The organism is uncultured Maricaulis sp. (assembly GCF_963975345.1).
In the GTDB taxonomy this organism is placed as follows: domain Bacteria; phylum Pseudomonadota; class Alphaproteobacteria; order Caulobacterales; family Maricaulaceae; genus Maricaulis.
In genome coordinates, this window is record NZ_CAXBGE010000013.1 from 14,320 (window position 1) to 31,789 (window position 17,470).

Annotated in this window: 18 protein-coding genes; 8 read left to right on the forward strand and 10 right to left on the reverse strand. The window is 62.4% G+C overall.

Annotated features, from left to right (window positions below; genetic code table 11):
- The first annotated feature begins 62 nt into the window (after positions 1-62).
- On the forward strand, positions 63-1,940 hold the full coding sequence (locus AAC029_RS13620) for a DUF885 domain-containing protein (RefSeq protein WP_339748769.1): 1,878 nt from the start codon (positions 63-65) through the stop codon (positions 1,938-1,940).
- Between the two features lie 11 nt (positions 1,941-1,951).
- On the forward strand, positions 1,952-3,817 hold the full coding sequence (locus AAC029_RS13625) for a DUF885 domain-containing protein (RefSeq protein ID WP_339748772.1): 1,866 nt from the start codon (positions 1,952-1,954) through the stop codon (positions 3,815-3,817).
- 78 nt (positions 3,818-3,895) lie between these two features.
- Here the strand turns inward: AAC029_RS13625 and fliE are convergent, their stop codons facing one another.
- The 3 genes from fliE to flgB are packed head-to-tail and all read right to left on the reverse strand — an operon-like array spanning position 3,896 to position 5,095.
- Positions 3,896-4,210: a flagellar hook-basal body complex protein FliE gene (gene fliE, locus AAC029_RS13630; protein WP_339748775.1), complete on the reverse strand. Its 315-nt coding sequence runs from the start codon at positions 4,208-4,210 to the stop codon at positions 3,896-3,898.
- 43 nt (positions 4,211-4,253) lie between these two features.
- Positions 4,254-4,667, reverse strand: coding sequence for a flagellar basal body rod protein FlgC (gene flgC, locus AAC029_RS13635; protein ID WP_339748777.1), 414 nt, complete (start codon positions 4,665-4,667; stop codon positions 4,254-4,256).
- A 14-nt stretch (positions 4,668-4,681) separates the two neighbouring features.
- Entirely contained in the window at positions 4,682-5,095 is a 414-nt protein-coding gene (flgB, locus tag AAC029_RS13640; RefSeq protein ID WP_339748780.1) for a flagellar basal body rod protein FlgB, read from the reverse strand.
- 105 nt (positions 5,096-5,200) lie between these two features.
- Between flgB and AAC029_RS13645 the strand changes: the two genes are divergently transcribed.
- Together AAC029_RS13645 and fliP are read left to right on the forward strand one after the other, a co-directional pair.
- Positions 5,201-5,524, forward strand: coding sequence for a flagellar biosynthetic protein FliO (locus tag AAC029_RS13645; protein ID WP_339748784.1), 324 nt, complete (start codon positions 5,201-5,203; stop codon positions 5,522-5,524).
- Positions 5,521-6,270, forward strand: a complete 750-nt coding sequence (gene fliP / locus AAC029_RS13650; RefSeq protein WP_339748787.1) for a flagellar type III secretion system pore protein FliP — start codon at positions 5,521-5,523, stop codon at positions 6,268-6,270. Before AAC029_RS13645 ends, fliP begins: the two co-directional genes overlap by 4 nt.
- Before the next feature lie 59 nt (positions 6,271-6,329).
- Here fliP and AAC029_RS13655 read toward each other — a convergent pair whose 3' ends face one another.
- The 5 genes from AAC029_RS13655 to AAC029_RS13675 are packed head-to-tail and all read right to left on the reverse strand — an operon-like array spanning position 6,330 to position 12,629.
- Positions 6,330-9,764 (reverse strand): hypothetical protein, encoded by a 3,435-nt coding sequence (locus AAC029_RS13655; RefSeq protein ID WP_339748789.1) that lies wholly within the window; start codon positions 9,762-9,764, stop codon positions 6,330-6,332.
- Positions 9,748-10,485: a hypothetical protein gene (locus AAC029_RS13660; RefSeq protein ID WP_339748791.1), complete on the reverse strand. Its 738-nt coding sequence runs from the start codon at positions 10,483-10,485 to the stop codon at positions 9,748-9,750. Before AAC029_RS13660 ends, AAC029_RS13655 begins: the two co-directional genes overlap by 17 nt.
- A gap of 7 nt (positions 10,486-10,492) precedes the next feature.
- Positions 10,493-10,882: a DUF6468 domain-containing protein gene (locus AAC029_RS13665; RefSeq protein ID WP_339748793.1), complete on the reverse strand. Its 390-nt coding sequence runs from the start codon at positions 10,880-10,882 to the stop codon at positions 10,493-10,495.
- A complete protein-coding gene (fliM, locus tag AAC029_RS13670) occupies positions 10,879-12,009 on the reverse strand; it encodes a flagellar motor switch protein FliM (RefSeq protein ID WP_339748796.1) in 1,131 nt (376 codons plus the stop codon). Before fliM ends, AAC029_RS13665 begins: the two co-directional genes overlap by 4 nt.
- An 11-nt stretch (positions 12,010-12,020) precedes the next feature.
- On the reverse strand, positions 12,021-12,629 hold the full coding sequence (locus tag AAC029_RS13675; protein ID WP_339748798.1) for a flagellar basal body-associated FliL family protein: 609 nt from the start codon (positions 12,627-12,629) through the stop codon (positions 12,021-12,023).
- Between the two features lie 255 nt (positions 12,630-12,884).
- On the opposite strand from AAC029_RS13675, the gene AAC029_RS13680 reads away from it, so the two are divergent.
- The 4 genes from AAC029_RS13680 to flgH are packed head-to-tail and all read left to right on the forward strand — an operon-like array spanning position 12,885 to position 16,135.
- On the forward strand, positions 12,885-13,634 hold the full coding sequence (locus AAC029_RS13680) for a flagellar hook-basal body complex protein (RefSeq protein WP_339748801.1): 750 nt from the start codon (positions 12,885-12,887) through the stop codon (positions 13,632-13,634).
- Positions 13,635-13,651: 17 nt separating this feature from the next.
- Complete coding sequence (gene flgG / locus AAC029_RS13685) at positions 13,652-14,437, forward strand: flagellar basal-body rod protein FlgG (protein ID WP_339748804.1); 786 nt, start codon at positions 13,652-13,654, stop codon at positions 14,435-14,437.
- A 12-nt stretch (positions 14,438-14,449) separates the two neighbouring features.
- A complete protein-coding gene (gene flgA, locus AAC029_RS13690) occupies positions 14,450-15,379 on the forward strand; it encodes a flagellar basal body P-ring formation chaperone FlgA (RefSeq protein ID WP_339748806.1) in 930 nt (309 codons plus the stop codon).
- Positions 15,380-15,394: 15 nt separating this feature from the next.
- Complete coding sequence (gene flgH / locus AAC029_RS13695) at positions 15,395-16,135, forward strand: flagellar basal body L-ring protein FlgH (protein WP_339748808.1); 741 nt, start codon at positions 15,395-15,397, stop codon at positions 16,133-16,135.
- Positions 16,136-16,290: 155 nt separating this feature from the next.
- Here the strand turns inward: flgH and dksA are convergent, their stop codons facing one another.
- Both dksA and AAC029_RS13705 read right to left on the reverse strand, forming a co-directional pair.
- On the reverse strand, positions 16,291-16,716 hold the full coding sequence (dksA, locus tag AAC029_RS13700; protein ID WP_339748811.1) for an RNA polymerase-binding protein DksA: 426 nt from the start codon (positions 16,714-16,716) through the stop codon (positions 16,291-16,293).
- 179 nt (positions 16,717-16,895) lie between these two features.
- Complete coding sequence (locus AAC029_RS13705; protein WP_339748813.1) at positions 16,896-17,306, reverse strand: flagellar assembly protein FliX; 411 nt, start codon at positions 17,304-17,306, stop codon at positions 16,896-16,898.
- Between the last annotated feature and the right edge of the window lie 164 nt (positions 17,307-17,470).

A 17,470-nucleotide genomic window follows, 5' to 3' on the forward strand; every position in this document is an offset into this window, starting at 1 on the left:
TCCGGACAGCCCCAGTTACGACCGGCAGCGGACACAGCGTCCACGCAAGCCGGCAGGGAGGAATGATGCGTTCTATATTCATGGCACCGCTGACGGTGTCCCTGGTGGCCCTGATGGCGGCGTGTTCGCCGTCGCAACCCGCCGCGACGGGTAGCGCCGCGCCAGCACAACAGACCACCGAGGCCGCGCAGACCGAGACGCAACGGCTCAATGCCTGGTTCGCCGATCTGTTCGCACAGGATCTGGCGCGCTCACCGGAAACCCAGACCCAGCTGGGCCAAGTCGATGATCTCGACGCCTATGGGCGCTGGGACGCGGTTGACGATGCCGATGCCGCAGCGACCAATGATCGCCGCATCGAACGTCTCGACCACTTGCACAATAATTTCGATATTGACGCGCTCGAGGCCAAGGCGCGGGTGTCCTACCGCGTGTTTGAATATCTGCAGCAAACCGGGATCCGCAATTACGCCTTCCGTGACCAGCGCTATGTCTTCACCCAGATGTTCGGCCCGCATACCGGCATGCCGACCCTGTTGATCAGCCAGCACCGCATTACCAATACCGACCAGGCCGAAGCCTATATCCGCCGTCTCGATGGCATAGGCCCGATCCTGCACGAGCTGATGGATCAGGCTGAAGCGCGCGCCCAAGCCGGGGTGATCCCGCCACGCTTTGCCTTCACCTATCTGATCGACAACACCGCCCAGCTGATTGCCGGTGCCCCGTTTGACGACAGCGATAGCGTCTCGCCGCTGCTGGCCGATTTCACCGCCAAGGTAAATGCGCTCGAGATCGACGACGCCGCCAAGGCCGACCTGATTGCCCGCGCGACCACCGCACTGGTTGATGTGGTGGGCCCCACCTATAGAGACCTGTTGGCGATGTTCGAGCGTCACCGCGAAATGACCGATGATCGCGACGGCGCCTGGAAATTGCCGCGCGGCGAAGCCTATTATCAGGCCCAACTGGCCAATTTCACCACGATGGACGATCTGTCGCCGGAAGAGATCCATCAGACCGGGCTCGACGAGATCGCACGCATCCATGGCGAGATGCAGGACATAATGGACCGGGTCGGCTTTGACGGAACGATGGCTGAATTCTTTGAATTCATGCGCACGGACGAACAATTCTACCTGCCCAATACCGATGCAGGTCGCGCCGAATACATGTCGCGCATCGATGCGATCTTCGACCGCGTCCGCACCGTCTTGCCGGATTATTTCGACACCATGCCAAGCGGTGAACTGGTGGCCAGACAGGTCGAGCCCTATCGCGCCGCCGGCGCGCCGACCGCTTTTTACAACACCGGCAGCATGGACGGCACGCGTCCGGGCACTTTCTACGCCAATACGCTGAACATGCGGAACCTGCCGCTCTACCAGATGGAAACCCTCGCCTATCATGAAGGCATTCCGGGGCATCACTTCCAGCTGACCCTGGCCATGGAAGACACCGACGCGCCGATGTTCCAGCGCCTGCTCTATCTGCCGGCCTTTGGCGAAGGTTGGGCCCTGTATGCCGAGAGCCTCGGCAAGGATATGGGGATGTTCACCGACCCGTATCAGGATTTCGGCCGCCTCTCCTACGAGCTGTGGCGCGCTGGCCGGCTGGTCGTCGATACCGGTATCCACGCGATGCACTGGACCCGCCAGCAGGCGATCGACTATCTGCGCACCAACACCTCCTTTACCGAGGAAGAGATCACGCGCGAGGTCGAGCGTTATATCGTCTGGCCTGGCCAGGCGACCGCCTACAAGACCGGCCAGATGCGCATTCGTGCCCTGCGTGATTACGCCCAGGCCGAATTGGGCGACGCCTTCGATTACGGCGAATTCCATGATGTCGTTCTGACGAATGGCTCACTGCCACTGCCGGTTCTGACCGAATTGGTGAATGATTACGTCGCGGCCAAGCGCGCCGAAGCGACACCTTGAAGGGGAATGAAATGACGATGCTGAAACACCTTCTGACCGGCGCCGCGAGCGCTGCCCTGCTCGCCGCCTGCTCCGGTCCGGCCAGCGCGCCGCCCGCTGGCACCAGTGAAGCGGCCCAAGCCCCGGCCGAGCCGAGCGCCCAAGCGGTTGCCTCTGCTGAAACGGTGCGTCTCAACGCCTGGTTCGAAGAAGTGTTCCAGCGCGATGTCGACCGTTCGCCGATGCGCCAGACCTTCCTCGGCCGCAAGACCAGCTATGACCAGTGGGACGATGCCTCGCCGGAAACGGAACTGGAGGACTATCAGCTTGGCCAAGCCGATCTGGCTTACATGCAGGCGAATTTCGACTTCGACGCGCTCGACGACAGCGCCCAGATTTCCTGGCGCCTGTTCGAATACAATGCCGAGCGGGCAACCGAGGGTCAGCGTTGGGTCGATCACGGCTACACCTTCACGCAGCGTTCGGGACCGCACATGAATGCGCCGACCTTCCTGATCAATAATCACCGCATCGACAACACCGAGGACGCCGAGGCCTATATCGGCCGCCTGCGCAATATGGGCCCCTATCTCGACCAGAACATCGCCAATGCGCGCCGCTCACTGGCGCTCGGCATTTCCACCCCGCTCTGGACCTATCCGCAGATGATCCAGACAGCGCAAAACATCGTCACCGGTGCGCCGTTCGACGATGGCGCAGACAGCCCGCTGATGGCGGATTTCCGCAGCAAGGTCACGGCGCTGGACCTGCCGCAAGCCGAGCAGGACCGCCTGCTGGCCGAAGCCGCGACCGCGCTGCGTGATGTCGTGGCACCGGTCTATGGCCGTGTCATCGAACTGTTCGAGGAGGAGCAGGCGAGCGCCACCGAGGATGACGGGGTCTGGAAGAGCCCGGATGGCGGGGAATATTACAATTACCTGCTCAATGGCTATACGACGCTGGATATTTCCGCCGAAGAGATCCACCAGTTGGGCCTCTCCGAAGTCGCGCGCATTCATGGCGAGATGCAAGCCATCATGGACCAGGTCGGCTTCGAGGGCTCCTTGCAGGACTTCTTCGAATTCATGCGGACCGATCCGCAATTTTACTATTCCAATGACGAGGCCGGCCGCACCGCCTATCTCGCCGACGCCACCGCGCTGATCGACACGATGCGTGAGGCTCTGCCGCAAATGTTCGACACCTTCCCGCGCGCGGCGCTGGAAGTGCGCCGGGTCGAGCCTTTCCGCGAAGCTTCTGCTGGCAAGGCCTTCTATAACCGTCCGGCGCCTGATGGGTCACGGCCGGCCTATTATTACGCCAATCTGCGCGACATGGCCGACATGCCGACCTATCAGATGGAAGCGCTCGCCTATCATGAGGGCATTCCAGGCCACCACATGCAGCTGGCCATCATGCAGGAGCTCGAGGGCGTGCCGGCCTTCCGCCGCTTCGGTGGCTATACTGCCTATACCGAGGGTTGGGGGCTTTACAGCGAAAACCTGCCGCGCGATTTCGGCTTTTATTCCGACCCGTATTCCGACTTCGGCCGTCTGGCGATGGAGCTGTGGCGCGCCTGCCGCCTCGTGGTAGATACCGGCATTCACTATCACCAGTGGACGCGTCAGGAAGCGATCGATTATCTCGCCGAAAACACACCCAATCCGCAGGGCGATGTCGAGAACGCGATTGAGCGCTATATTGTCTATCCCGGCCAGGCCAATGCCTACAAAATCGGCATGTTGGAAATCCTGCGCCTGCGGGCCCATGCCGAGGCCGAGCTGGGCGACGCCTATGACATCCGTGCCTTCCACGATGCGGTCCTGTCAGAAGGTGCCCTGCCGTTGCAAATCCTCGACGAACAGGTCGAAGCCTATATCGCCGCCACGCCTCACTAGGCCCGGCGAAAGCACAGCATGAAAAAGGCCGTCCGAGCAATCGGGCGGCCTTTTGAATACGCGCTGTCTGCAGCCAGACTAGATCGGCATGCGCAGGATTTCCTGGTAGGCGCGGACCACTTCATCGCGGACGGCGACCATGGTTTCCAGCGAGATTTCGGCGGCCGAAACCGCTGTCGCGACATCGACCAGCTCGGCTTGGCCGGTCGCCGAGGCGGCGGTCATCTGCTCGGCATGGCCGAGCGAGCCGGAAGTGTTGTTGATCGCATCTGTGACCAGGCTGCCGAAATTGAATTCCGGGGCCTCGGCCTTGTCGTCACCACCGCCAGCAACATTCTGGGCGGAACGGATCGCGGCCTGATAGGCCTGTACTCCGGTGAGATCACCTGCCATGGGATTAATCCTTCAAACTCGTTCTGAGCCAGTTCTGCGACGGTTAGCGGCGCAGGAGATCAAGCGCACGCTCCTGCATGCGCCGGCTGTTTTCAATCATGTTCAGATTGGCTTCATAGCTGCGCATGGCTTCGCGCATATCCATCATTTCCACCAGCATATTGACGTTGGAGGTACGGATATAACCATCCGCATCGGCGGCCGGGTGGCCCGGATCGTATTCGAGTGTGAAGGCCGACTGGTCATGGGCGACATCACTCATCCGGACGCGGTTGACACCGGTGACGCGGTCAAGCTCATTGTTGAACACCGGGATCTGACGCTGATACGGATCGCCACCCGGCTCGCGCGCCGTCGAATCGGCATTGGCAATGTTCTCGGAAATGATCCGCATCCGGGCCGTCTGGGCCCGCATGCCGAAGGCCGAGACCTGCATGGCGTCTGAAGCGTTTCCCATCGTCTACTCTCCGCCTATCGGCCAGCCTGGCGGATCGCGGTGCGGATCAGGCCAAGGCTTTTCTGGTACAGACTGAGCGCGCTCTCATAGGCCATACGGTTTTCATTGGCCTGGACCATCTGCTCCTCGAGCACGACGGAATTGCCATTGACGGTGGTTTCGGAATCTGGCGCATCAACCGGCTGCCACTGCCGCACCGGCGAGCTCAAATTCGGCACACCGCCCCGGCCCTGCTCCGAACGCGGGGCTGAACGGGCTTGCATCTGTTCCTGCAAACTACGCTGGAAGTCATTCTGATCGAGATCCTTGGCGACATAGCCGGGCGTGTTCGCATTGGCGACATTTTCCGCAATCACGCGCTGACGCTGCGTGTGGAAATTCATCGATTGGGTCAAAAGCCCCAGTACGGGAACGTCATCGGGTCGCATGAGCGAATCGCCTTGTGATTAGGGTTCAGGCTGCGCCCGCACGGTTAACGCTGGCTTAACCGCATCGGCCCACAAGGCGAGATGAAGCAAAGCGTGGCCCCGTTCATGAACGACGTCGTCAATTTGAGCCAATATCTGCTCGCCCTGATGGTCCTGCTCGGCCTGCTCGGTGCGATGGGCTTCTTCGCCTATGCGGTACAGCGCGGCTGGATCCTTCAGGGCGTCACCGGCCTGCGCAGCTTGTCAGCAACGGCCCGACGCCTGGCGATCAGTGAAACCCTGATCGTCGATCCGCGCCGCCGCGTCGTCATTATCCGCTGCGACGGACGCGAACATGTACTGCTGCTCGGCGCCGAACGCGAGACCATCCTCTCCAGCACCGATGTGCCGGCGAAACCCGCATCAATCGACAGGGAAACCGGGCGATGAAAAAAGGCCTCTGGCTCTATCTCGGCCTGTTCGTGCTGGGCGCTGCCTTGCTACTGAGCGGCGGTGCGCAGGCGCAATCCATCACCATCGATACCGGCACTGAGGGCGGACTGACCGAACGCGTGCTGCAGCTGATCGCCCTGATGACGATCCTGTCGCTGGCGCCGTCGATTGTCATCATGACCACGAGCTTCGTGCGGATCACCGTCGTGCTGTCGCTGTTGCGCACCGGGCTGGGTCTGCAACAGAGCCCCCCGAATGCAGTCCTGGTCAGCCTCGCCATGTTCCTGACCGCCTTCATCATGGCGCCGGTCTTCACCCAGTCCTATAATGAGGGCATCGAGCCCTTGTTGAATAATGAGATCGAACTCACCGAAGCCTTCGACCTCACGACCGGCCCGGTCAAAACCTTCATGCTGATGCATACCCGCGAGGACGATCTCGGCCTGTTCATCGGCATGTCCCAAGGCGAAGTGCCCGAAACGCCCGCCGACGCCTCCTTCTTCGTCGTCGCCCCGGCTTTCATGATCTCCGAACTGCGCCGCGCGTTTGAAATCGGCTTCCTGCTCTTTATCCCTTTCCTGGTGATCGACCTCGTCGTCGCCTCGATCCTGATGTCGATGGGCATGATGATGCTGCCGCCAGTGGTGATCTCACTCCCGTTCAAGCTGATCTTCTTCGTGCTGGTTGATGGCTGGCGCCTGGTCACCGGCGCGCTGGTACAAAGCTTCGGCACGCTCAATTAGCGAGCCGGCGGGCCAAGCCGTAAACCCACCTGTTCGGACCACCGTCAGCCCCAACCCGGTCAGGCCGGGCCGCCACCATTATTGAAGCGGGCGCGGAAGGGTTCCATGAAGGCGTCGAGCGTATCGATGCGAGCAATGCGTGTCGCCATATCCGCAAAGCGGACATCGCCGGTCGGGATATCGTCATCGGTCAGAACCTCGAAGGCTGCGGCCCGCTCGGTGGTCGCCATTGCCTCGCCATAGCGGCGCCCGAGCCGGCCGGATGACACGCGGTCTCCCGCCATGGAGTAGGCAATCGCGGCGCGCACCAAATCGGTCTGTTCCGACGTTGTCAGCGGGGCATCGTCGAGATATCGATTGCCGAGAATGGATTCGAGCCGGCGGCCGGTATTGGGCCAGTCGCGCTGGGCCCAGGCGACATCGGCCCGCAGGCGCGCCGCGGCTGGCGACTGGTCATCTTCGATCAGCTCAAGCGCCTGCTCATGACGGCCCAGCTCGGACAGCGCCCGCGCCTCAAGCAGATAGCGTTCGTCAACCAGTTCGTCGGGCAAGCCGGCGACGCGGGAGCTGCGGATCGTGTTGAGCGCGTCCTCATAGCGATGGTCCATCAGATAGACCACCGCCAGATCGGTCGCGACACGGGCGCGAGCCGTCGGCTCACGCAGACGGTAGGTACAATCACCGCCCTCGCCAATGCGGTGGCATTCGACCTGGTGCTGCAACAATTCCGAAGCCGGGCCGAGCAGGTCGAAAGCGATCAGACGGTCGGCCAAACGGCGGATCATGCGGTCGCCGTCTGAGCCGATCGGCGCCAGATTCTGGTATTGGTAGAAGATCGCGACCGCTTCAACCGGATCCATCCGGTCGGCCTCGCCATCGAGGAAGAGGCGGCGGAAGATCGCCGTCATGTCCTCGCCGATCCGGCGGCCCGCTTCGGTGTCGGGAAAGCGCGACTGCGCCGTCGCCATGGTTTCGAGCCCGCGCGCGAAACTGCCAGACTGGACATAGAGCTCACCGAGCAGACGCACAGTGTCGAGTTCGATCGTGTCGCCACGCCAACGGAAGCGCAGATTTTCCAGCGCGTCGATGGCAGCATCGCGGGTGATGCGCCCTTCGGCGACCTGCACCCGGTAAAGCTCGTAGAGCGCATGCGCTTCAATCGGCGGAATGCCGGACTGGGCGAGCCGGTTAAAGCGGCGGACCGCCTCGTCAATATTACCGGATTCGGCTTCGATCCGCGCCGCGACATAGGCCGCGTGCTGGCGGGTGAGATTGTCGGGCTCGCCGTCATCGACGCGATAGAGATAATCCTGCGCCGCCGCCAGATCGCCCAATTCAAGCGCGGCACGGGCCTGAGCCACGGTAAAGCGCGACCGCCATTGCGGCGAATACTGGGCGGCAACCACTTGGCCGGCGAGCAGGCGCCGGCGGGCCTCCGGCCAGCGTTCCAAACCGAGCGCGATCATGCCACGCCACAGATCGGCCGCCGGATCGACCAGCAAGCTCGGATCGGCGAGGTAATCGGAAGCGTCGTCGAACCGGTGCATCATATAGGAGGCCACAGCCTGCAAGGAGCGAACGTGGGCGTCATTCGCCAATTGGGGTTCGCGGTCGATGGCCAGTTCGAGCATGCCGAGTGCTTCTGGCGCCATGCCGCGTGCGAGCAGGAAATGCGCCAGGTTGATGCGGCTTTCCGACGTGTCCTCGAGCGCCGATTGGCGCAGGCGGGCATTCCATGCCGACGTGAACGGCCCCTCGCCCTTCCAGGCGGCAAAGTCCATCATCGCCGGCGATGTGATCACGGGGGTCTCGGCATCATCCTCGCCAGTCGGCCCCGCCAGCGGCGTCAGGTTGAGACCGCCCGGCCGGCCAATTGCGGCGCCGGACCCGATCAGGGTCAATTCAAGATCTTCGGCCACAACTTCCACCGCGCCGGCATGGGCGGAGGGCAGCAAGGCCCCACCCACGAAGTCACGCCGCGACACCAAGCCCTGCACCGGGCCGACAGCGGTCACCACGGCGATGCGGTCGCCGATGACCGGATCATCAACCCAGCGGATCGAGCGGGCCCCGTCGAGCCCGATCAAAAGCCGGCCAGGCCGGCCGATTCTGGCATCACGCCGGATCTGGATCGGACGCGGCGGCGCGTCGATCCGGTCACTGAAAACGATAATCCAGCGGCCCTGGTCAATCCGCGCCTCGGCCTGGGTCACGCCGGAGGTCACCAGACGCAGGGCGGTATAATCAGCGCCGCGCATGACGCGCGATTGAAGGATATGACGGTCGGGCCCGTCGGGAAATTCGTCCAGCTGCAGCTCTGCAGCGGCATCGAACACGATCCAGATCGCATCACCGCGCCGGAACACGGCCGCACCTACCGGCGCAGCCCAGGGAAATTCGGCGCGCAAATCGCCATTCGCCTCAACCAGGCTGACATGAACGATGCCATCGGCAGGGACCGGGTTGATCGTCTGTTCGGTGGGCGATTCTGCCTCGGGAATGCTGGTTTCGACTGTTTCCGCCGTGGGCGTTGCCGCGGCGGGCTCAACATCGGGATCCAGCGTCAAATGTGCCGGCCCGGCCGGCACCGGCGCGGCGTCAGCGGTGGCAATAGGCTCCGCTTCAGCGACAGCGGGTTCGGGCGTCGGATCAGCAGCCGGACGCAGACTGTCCAGCAGCGCCGCCGCGCTGGGCGCAGCCGGATCGGGCAGATCGATATTGACGCGAGGCCCGTCATTCCAAGCCCGCGCTTGGACGCCGGGATCCAGTTCCAGCCGCAGGGTCCAGTCATTGCCGACGCGTTCCTGCGAGGCGCTGCGCAGAAAATTCGGCGGCGACCCCGCCAATCGTCCAAGCGAAATCTCGGCCGGTTCGGAAAAGCGAATATCGGCGATATTGCCGGACTGGCTGAGTTCAAACGGCACAGCGTGCGGCCAGATTAGCTCGATGCGAGTGTATTCGGTCGTCTGACCCACGCGATACTGGACCGGGACCGGATCAAGCGGCGGCGGCCCGGCCGGTGTGTTGGCGGCAATCTCGGCGGCGCGGGCCGCTGCCTCCCGTTCGGCCTGCTCGCGCGGCGAAATGATCGGGGCCAAAGCGGGCGAGCCCGGCGGCGCCAGATCAATCGCGATCTGGTCATAGCTGGACGAGGTTTGGGTTTCGACCGGGCCGGTCAGGGCGATCCGGATCGTTGCGCCGTCCGTATCGAGCCGTGCCCGCGCGGCCAGCGGGCCGATATCCTCCGCCAAGGCTGAGACATCCGCCTCCAGCGGTTCACTCAAGGTAATGACCAGCACGGAATACTCGATCGCAACCGTCGCGGTCGGATGCACTTCAGCAGCACTGTCTTCGTAATCAACGATGACGCGCGCAGTTGCGCCACTGCGCTCGACCCGAATATCGGCAACGGTTTGTGCCAGTGCGGTCGTGCTCAGGATCAGCGCGAGCAGCAAGCCGGACAGGACGGCGATATGGCTAGCCGCCTTGGGCAATCCGCGCCTCCAGCTCGGCCACAGTGTCGGGGAGATTGCTGCGCGCAGCCATCCGTTCGGTCAGAGCGGCGGCGGCTGGCGGTGTCATTTCAGCGAGAATTCCTCCGAAAGTGCGCTGTGACATGCGCGAGGCAATCTGCAATTGGGTGTCGAGATCAAGGCTGGCAATCCGGGTCGCGGCATCGCCGGCATCCATGGCTGCATACCAGACCACGATGGCATTCATGTCCTCGGATTCGCGCTGCGTCAGCTGACCCGACAAGGTTTCGATCTGGGTGCGCAAATCATTGAGCTCGCCAATTTTGCCGTCAACGCGTTGCTCCATGGCCTGCATCAGGGCTTCGCGCGTTTCCAGTTCGCTCTCGCGCTGGTCGAGTTCAACCGAGCGGGCACGCAGACGGTAGATCACCCGTTCTTCATCGGCGGTGCGTACACCGCGCGAGATACGGTCGGCAAAGGCCGGGTCGCTGGCCGTCGGATCGACCGGCTCAGGCTCTGGCGCGGCGGGTTCCAGCGTGATTGGTCCGATCGGCGCGGCTGTGGCAGCGTCTGGTGCCGGCTCGCTCGTCTCACCCGCCGCATCGGCGGCTGGCTGTTCCATCGTCGAGGCATAGGCCTGCCACAAATCGGCGGCACCATTGGCCACAGTGATCGCTTTGATGGCGAATAGGCCGCCCATCAAAATGGCCAGGACAGCGAGCAGGCGGATCGGTTCACGCATCACGAATCTATCTCACATCCTTAAGGCCGTTGATCACGGATGAGCCAGCCCCTTCGGGGAAAATCTCGGAAGCGCGGCGACGGTGTGGCCGGCGCGAAATAGTGTCGGCGGCGCGGTCCGCCTGTCCGGTCATCAGGCGCAATTCCTCGGCCAGGACGCGGGCTTCGCGAACGCGGCCTTCGAGCACTTCGCCCGACTCGGTGGTGGCGCGCTCGAGTGCGGCCAGACTGGCGCGGGCCCGATCAGTGGCCTCATTGAGCGCGATCACGCCTTCGCGGACCCCGTCCTGGCCGCGCTTGAGCGCGTTCAGGCGGCGATCGACCCGCCAGCACATAATGACGGCCACCAGCAACAGACCGGCGACCAGCCCCTCGAAAATCAATCCTGCGAGTGTCATGCGAACCTCATCATTGCTTTCTTGGCGACTGGCGAGAGCGGACCGCTCAGACGCAGGGCGACACTGTGGCCGAGTCGGCCCATCCGACCGCGCGTCAATGGCACATTGCCGCAGCGCAATTCGACTTCACTGGTCGGCGAGGCATCCAGGAAGAGCGTGTCGCCAATCTTGAGATCCATCACCATGCCGAGCGTGACGCGCTGTTCGTCGAGCACGGCCTGGACTTCCATCTTGGTCGACCACAACTCGGTGGCGAGGTGGCCCTCCCAGATATTGTCGCGGCCGAATTTCTCGCCCATGAATTGCTGCAGCAGCATTTTGCGGATCGGCTCAAGCGTCGCATAGGGCAGCAAAAGCTCAATGCGTCCGCCACGATCTTCCATATCGATCCGCAGCTTGACCAGGATGGCGGCATTGGCCGGGCGGGCGATGGCGGCGAAACGCGGATTGGTCTCGACGCGCTCGAGATCGAAATCGACCTCGGTCAGCGGCTGGAAGGCCTGTTTGGCATCGCCAAGCACGACCTCGATCATCCGCTGGACCAACATGCGTTCAATCGTGGTGTAGGGCCGCCCCTCGATCCGCATCGCGGACGTACCGCGGCGGCCACCGAGCAGCACGTCGACGATGGAGTAGATCAGGTTGGAATCGACGGTCAGCAGGCCGTAATTATCGAGCTGCTTGGCGCGGAACACCGCCAGGATTGCCGGCAGCGGAATCGAGTTGAGATAATCGCCGAACCGGATCGAGGAGATATTGTCGAGGCTGACCTCGACATTGTCGGAGGTGAAATTGCGCAATGAGGTCGTCATCAAACGGACCAGCCGGTCGAACACGATCTCCAGCATCGGCAGACGCTCATAGGAGACGAGTGCCGAATTGATGATTGCGCGAATGCCCGACTTGTCGGCCGCGTCATCGTCAGAGAGCGAGAAGCCCAGCAGGCTGTCGATCTCGTCCTGGTTGAGGATACGCTCCGCGCCGCCGCCTGCCTGGGGCAGGTCGCTGGAATCGTCGTCACCGCCAACCATGGCCTCCCATTCGGAGGCGAGATCGAGATCATCGCCATCCTCGGCCATCGCTTCCCATTCGGCAGCGAGCGCATCTTGGTCCATATCGTCAGACATGCAGTTCGGTCCTAATCGACAATCATGAATTCCTGAATCAGAACCGCGTCAGCGTGTTCCGGTTCGATGGCGAGATTGACCCGCCGCAATAATTCCAGCCGCACCCGGTGCATCCCGGCCGAGCCATAGAGGTCGTCCTCGCGCAGCTCACGCAGAAACATGATGAACTGGTCCATGATCGGGTCGATGTGCGCATCGATGACCTGGCCAAATTCGGCATTGGAGGATTCCAGTGTGATCTTCAGCATCACCGTAACCGGACGGCCATCAGTGGAGCGGATATTGGTGATGATCGGGTCTTCGGCGCCGTCGGCATTGCGCAGCGGGAAGTAATAGGCCTGAGCCTCATGTTCCGGTTCTGCCGCTGCTGGCGCGGCAGCCATCACCGGTTGGCCATGATCATCAAGCACCGGCTCGCCATGTTCATCAAGCATCGCCACCTGGGCGGCTTCTTCTTCGCCGCCACCGGCAAACATCATGAAGCCGGCAACGCCCGCCAGAAGCAGAATGATCGCTGGCAGACCGATGAACAGCCCAAGCTTGAGCAAGCCCATTTTCGGCTTGGCTTTGGCTTCGCCGTCTTCTTCTTCGTCTTCATTTTCTTCCGGATCGTCGGCCATGACGGTCTCCTGCAAGGGAATCGCTTTGCATGATTAACGGTCAGCGCGGTTAACACTCCGTAGCATTCGCACCGGAACCGGCAATTCCTGCCCAGTTGCCCGGACAGGATTGCCCTCATCAGACTGCCACCTCCGGGCCAATACCGCTGCAAGTCATTGATATATCCAAATATTAACCTTGGCACGCTGGATGCAACGACTTGGGTTGGCGCCGCAGACCGTGGCGAACACCGGCATCCAGAATGGAATATGCCCATGGATAATACCCTGATGATCGGCCTCTCGCGCCAAATGGCCCTGCGCCAAGCGATGGATGTGGTCGCCAATAACATCGCCAATGCCAATACGGCGGGCTTCAAGGTCGAATCACTTTTGATCGACAATGAGACCGCCCCGACCGCCCAACAGGATGACGGCCCGACCAATCTTCAATTCGTTGAAGCCTGGGGCATGGGCCGCGATTTCCGCCAGGGCGAGCTGAACGTCACCGGCCGCCCGCTCGATGTCGGCATTGAGGGACAGGGCTTCTTCGCCGTCACCGTGAATGGCGCCGAGCAATACACCCGCGACGGCCGTTTCCGCCTCGACCAGACCGGCCAGCTTACCGCCCATGACGGCGCGCCGGTGCTCGATGCCGCCAGCCGCGCCCCGATCATGCTCAACCCGTCAGCGCAGGCGACCACGATCACCGACAACGGCACCGTGATGCAGGACGGGGTCGCGATGGGAACCATCGGCGTGTTCGAAGTCGCCAATCTCGCCGGGCTCTCCAAGCAGGGCAATGGCCGCTACGTCCAGACCGACAATTCCGATGGCCGCAATGAGCCGCAGGCGGCGCTTTCGCCGGTCATGCACCAAGGCTTTGTCGAGGCGTCCAATGTCCAGCCGATCATCGAGATGACCGACATGATGACCATCATGCGCAGCTATCAGTCCGTCTCGAAATTCATCGAACAAGCCGAAGACATCAGCCGACGCGCCGTTGAGCGCCTCGGTCAGGTTTAAAGGGAAAGAGGACCGATATGCGCTCTCTCATGACAGCCGCCACGGGCATGCAAGCCCAACAGCTCAATGTCGAGGTCATCTCGAACAATCTGGCCAATATGAACACAACCGGGTTCAAGCGGCAGCGCGCCGAATTCCAGGACCTGCTTTACCAGAACGTCCAACAGATGGGCACCGCCTCCTCGGACGCCGGCACCATCGTGCCGACCGGCATCCAGGTCGGGCTCGGCGTCCAGACCGCCTCGATCTATCGCATCACCGAACAGGGCTCGCTGACCAATACCGGCAACCCGTTCGATCTGGCGATCAATGGCGATGGCTATTTTCGCATCCAGATGCCGAACGGCAGTGATGCCTTTACCCGCGCCGGCAGTTTCGCCGTCAGCCCGCAAGGTGAGATCGTCACCGCCGACGGCTACACGGTCGCGCCCGGCATCGTCATCCCGCAGGGCGCCCGCAGCGTTGCGATCAATGAACAGGGGCAAGTCCAGGCATTGCTCGACGGCCAGACCAACCCGCAAACGGTCGGCCAACTCGAACTCTCGACCTTCAATAATGAAGCCGGCCTGGAAGCGATCGGTAACAACCTCTTCCTCGAATCCGCCGCCTCCGGCTCGGCCGCGACCGGCACGCCCAGCTCACCGGGTTATGGCTATGTCATGCAGGGCTTTGTCGAGGCGTCCAACGTCAATGCGGTGACCGAAATCACCTCGCTGATCCAGGCCCAGCGGGCCTATGAAATGAATGCCCGCGTTATTACCGCATCCGACGAAATGATGTCCGCCACCTCGAACCTTCGCTAGGAGGACTGATTGATGTTCCGCGCCAGCTTGCTCGCCCTCGCCTGCCTCACCACGGCACCGGCCCTCGCATCCGAGCCCGTCTTCCTGCGTCAATCGCTGGTCGTCGAAGGCTCACAAATCACCCTCGGCGACGTGTTCGAAATGGCCGGGCCGGAGGCCAACACCGTCCTCGCCCGCTCGCCCGCTCCGGGGGCGCGTCTGGCGCTCGACGTCAATTATGTGCGCCAGATCGCGGCCGATCACGATCTCGACTGGGCCAATGCCAGCGGAATGCTGCGCCTGACAATCACCCGCGCCAGCCGCGTGCTGGATGCCGACGCGCTGACCAGCATGATCGAAGGCGAGCTAATGGCGCGCGAGGGTGGCCATCATGAAGTCCAGCTCGCCAATTCCAATCTCGCCCTGCACGCGCCGGTCGATACGGTTGGCGCGCCCCAGATCGGGACCTTCAACTACGATCCGCGCTCGGGCATGCTCAGCGCCGACATCATCGCATGGGACGGTGCCGAACCGGTCCGTGTGACCGGCCGCGCTTATGAGACGATCGACATTCCCGTGCTCGACCGCCCCATCGCCGCCGGCGAAATTGTCTCCGACAACGACGTCCGCTGGGTCTCCCAGCGCAGCGACCGGGTTCGCCCCGATTCAGTGCTCAATCCCGACGACATCATCGGTCATCAGGCCCGCCGCGCCCTACGCGCCGGGGAAGCTTTGCGTGGGTATGACCTGCAACAGGCGATCCTGGTCAATCGCGGCGATCTGGTGACGCTGGTGTTTGAAGCGCGGGGCATCCAGCTCAGCGTTCGCGCCCGGGCGATGGAAAATGCCGCCGACGGCGAGAGCGTCCGCTTCGTCAATCTGCAATCAAACCGCACGGTTGAAGCCATGGTGGACGGCCCCGGCCGCGCCCGCGTCTTCGCCAGCCCTGCCGCCAGCTTCTAGGCTTTGGAGACCCTCATGATCCGCAAAATAGCCACCCTCGTCATTGCCTGTATCGCCCTGCAGGCCTGCGCCGCCACCGACCGCTTGGCACAAGTCGGTCGCACACCAGCCATGACGCCAATCGAAAACCCGGCCGTGCTCGCCGGCACCGGACCGTCGCAAATCCCGATGCCTGTCATGCCGGGCCGGCTGCCTGCCACCCAGACCAATTCACTCTGGAGCGCCAATTCGCCAACTTTCTTCGGGGACCCGCGCGCTGCACGCGTCGGCGATATCCTGACAGTCAAGATCGATATTTCCGACAGCGCACAGCTCAACAATACGACCAGCCGTTCGCGCGATGCGTCGGAAGATTCCGACCTGACCCAGTTCTTCGGACTTGATCTGACCAATGTGTTTGGTAGCAGGGTCGACCCGACCTCGCTGACCAGCCTCGGCTCGGCATCGTCCACCACAGGCACCGGTACGGTCAATCGCGGCGAATCCATCTCGCTGACCATTGCCGCCATCGTCACCCAGGTGCTGCCGAACGGCAACCTGGTGCTCGCGGGACGTCAGGAAGTGCGGGTCAATAACGAGGTTCGCGAACTTCTGATAAGCGGTATCGCGCGGCCACAGGACATTGGTTCCGACAATACGATCAGCCACACCCAGATCGCCGAAGCCCGGATTTCCTACGGTGGACGCGGACATCTCTCCGAAGTCCAGCGTCCCAGCTATGGCCAGGAACTCTACGACATCCTGATGCCGTTCTAGCCGGCACCCGGCAACCGAATACCGGCCCGTTTCCGCAGATTGAATTCACGGAAGCCGGCCCGGACAGTGATCCCGCCACCATCGGGCTCATCTGGGCCGTTACGAGCGATCGTGGCGGCCCTCTTTTTTGGGCAAATTACAGAACTGCAGCTGGATCAATCGTCGCGGTGGACGCGTTCCTTGCGCTCGTGGCGCTCTTGCGCTTCGAGGCTGAGGGTCGCAACCGGGCGGGCGTCGAGCCGGGCAAGGCTGATCGGCTCGCCGGTCTCCTCGCAATAGCCATAGCTGTCGTCTTCGATCCGGCGCAGGGCGCTGTCGATCTTGGAGATCAGCTTGCGCTGGCGATCACGGGCCCGCAATTCCAGCGAACGATCCGTCTCGGTCGAGGCGCGGTCGGCGATATCCGGCAAAGCGCCCTGGTCTTCCTGAAGGTTGGACAGGGTGGATTTGCTCTCACGAAGGATATCTTCCTTCCAGCCAATCAGCTTGAGGCGGAAGTATTCCTTCTGCCGCTCATTCATGAACGGTTCGGCATCGCTGGGCTGATAGCCCGCCGGGAGTTCGATTGATTCAGATTCCATCATCGCCTTCCACTCAACTCTAATCAGCCAACAGGCTCTCCCCCAGAAAGCGGGCGGAGCATATTCGCGGTAATCGGTGAGTCAACGCACTGACGCTGTTCACCCGCGCGCTGCACCTAGCAATTATCTGACCAAATTGGGAAAGCTTCGGCAGCAGACCGGGAAAACCGCGGTCCGTTTCAGCCGAATTTGGCGAGCTCGACGGCCGCACGGATCTCGACCTCGTCTAGCGCGGCTTCAAGCCCGGCATCATTGGTGTCGTCACGCCGCGTCTGCAGCAAGTTCATCAGGGCCACGAGTTTCGATTTCGGCAGTCCGCCCTCCAGCAGGGAGAGCTTCAGCTCATCGAGCACGTCGAGCAGGTCCATCGCCCGGCCCGTGGCCTGTTTGCGCGCCCCGGTGAAGTCGCCAACCGACTGAAGTGCCAAAATGGCATCGACCGAGTTGACGCCCGACATCGGTGCCGTCGCCATCGCGGCCGAGGATTGCGCCGCCTGCTCGAGCGAAAACGAGTCGCCGCCAGTCCGCGAACCGGCGGTTTTCTTGCCGGAAGAAACTGAACTCGATGAGCGGGGTCCGGTGACTTTCATGAAGAGAATCGCTTCCTGTTCGATACAGATCAGGGATGCGCTGCCGCCGTTAACAGAGCCTTAATCTCGCGCGCCTACCCGGCAATTCCTGCCCGGCGAATGGAGCAACCGGCGAGTTTTACCGCCTTCGGTGCCAATGCGCACCTCCCGTAAATTACTGATTT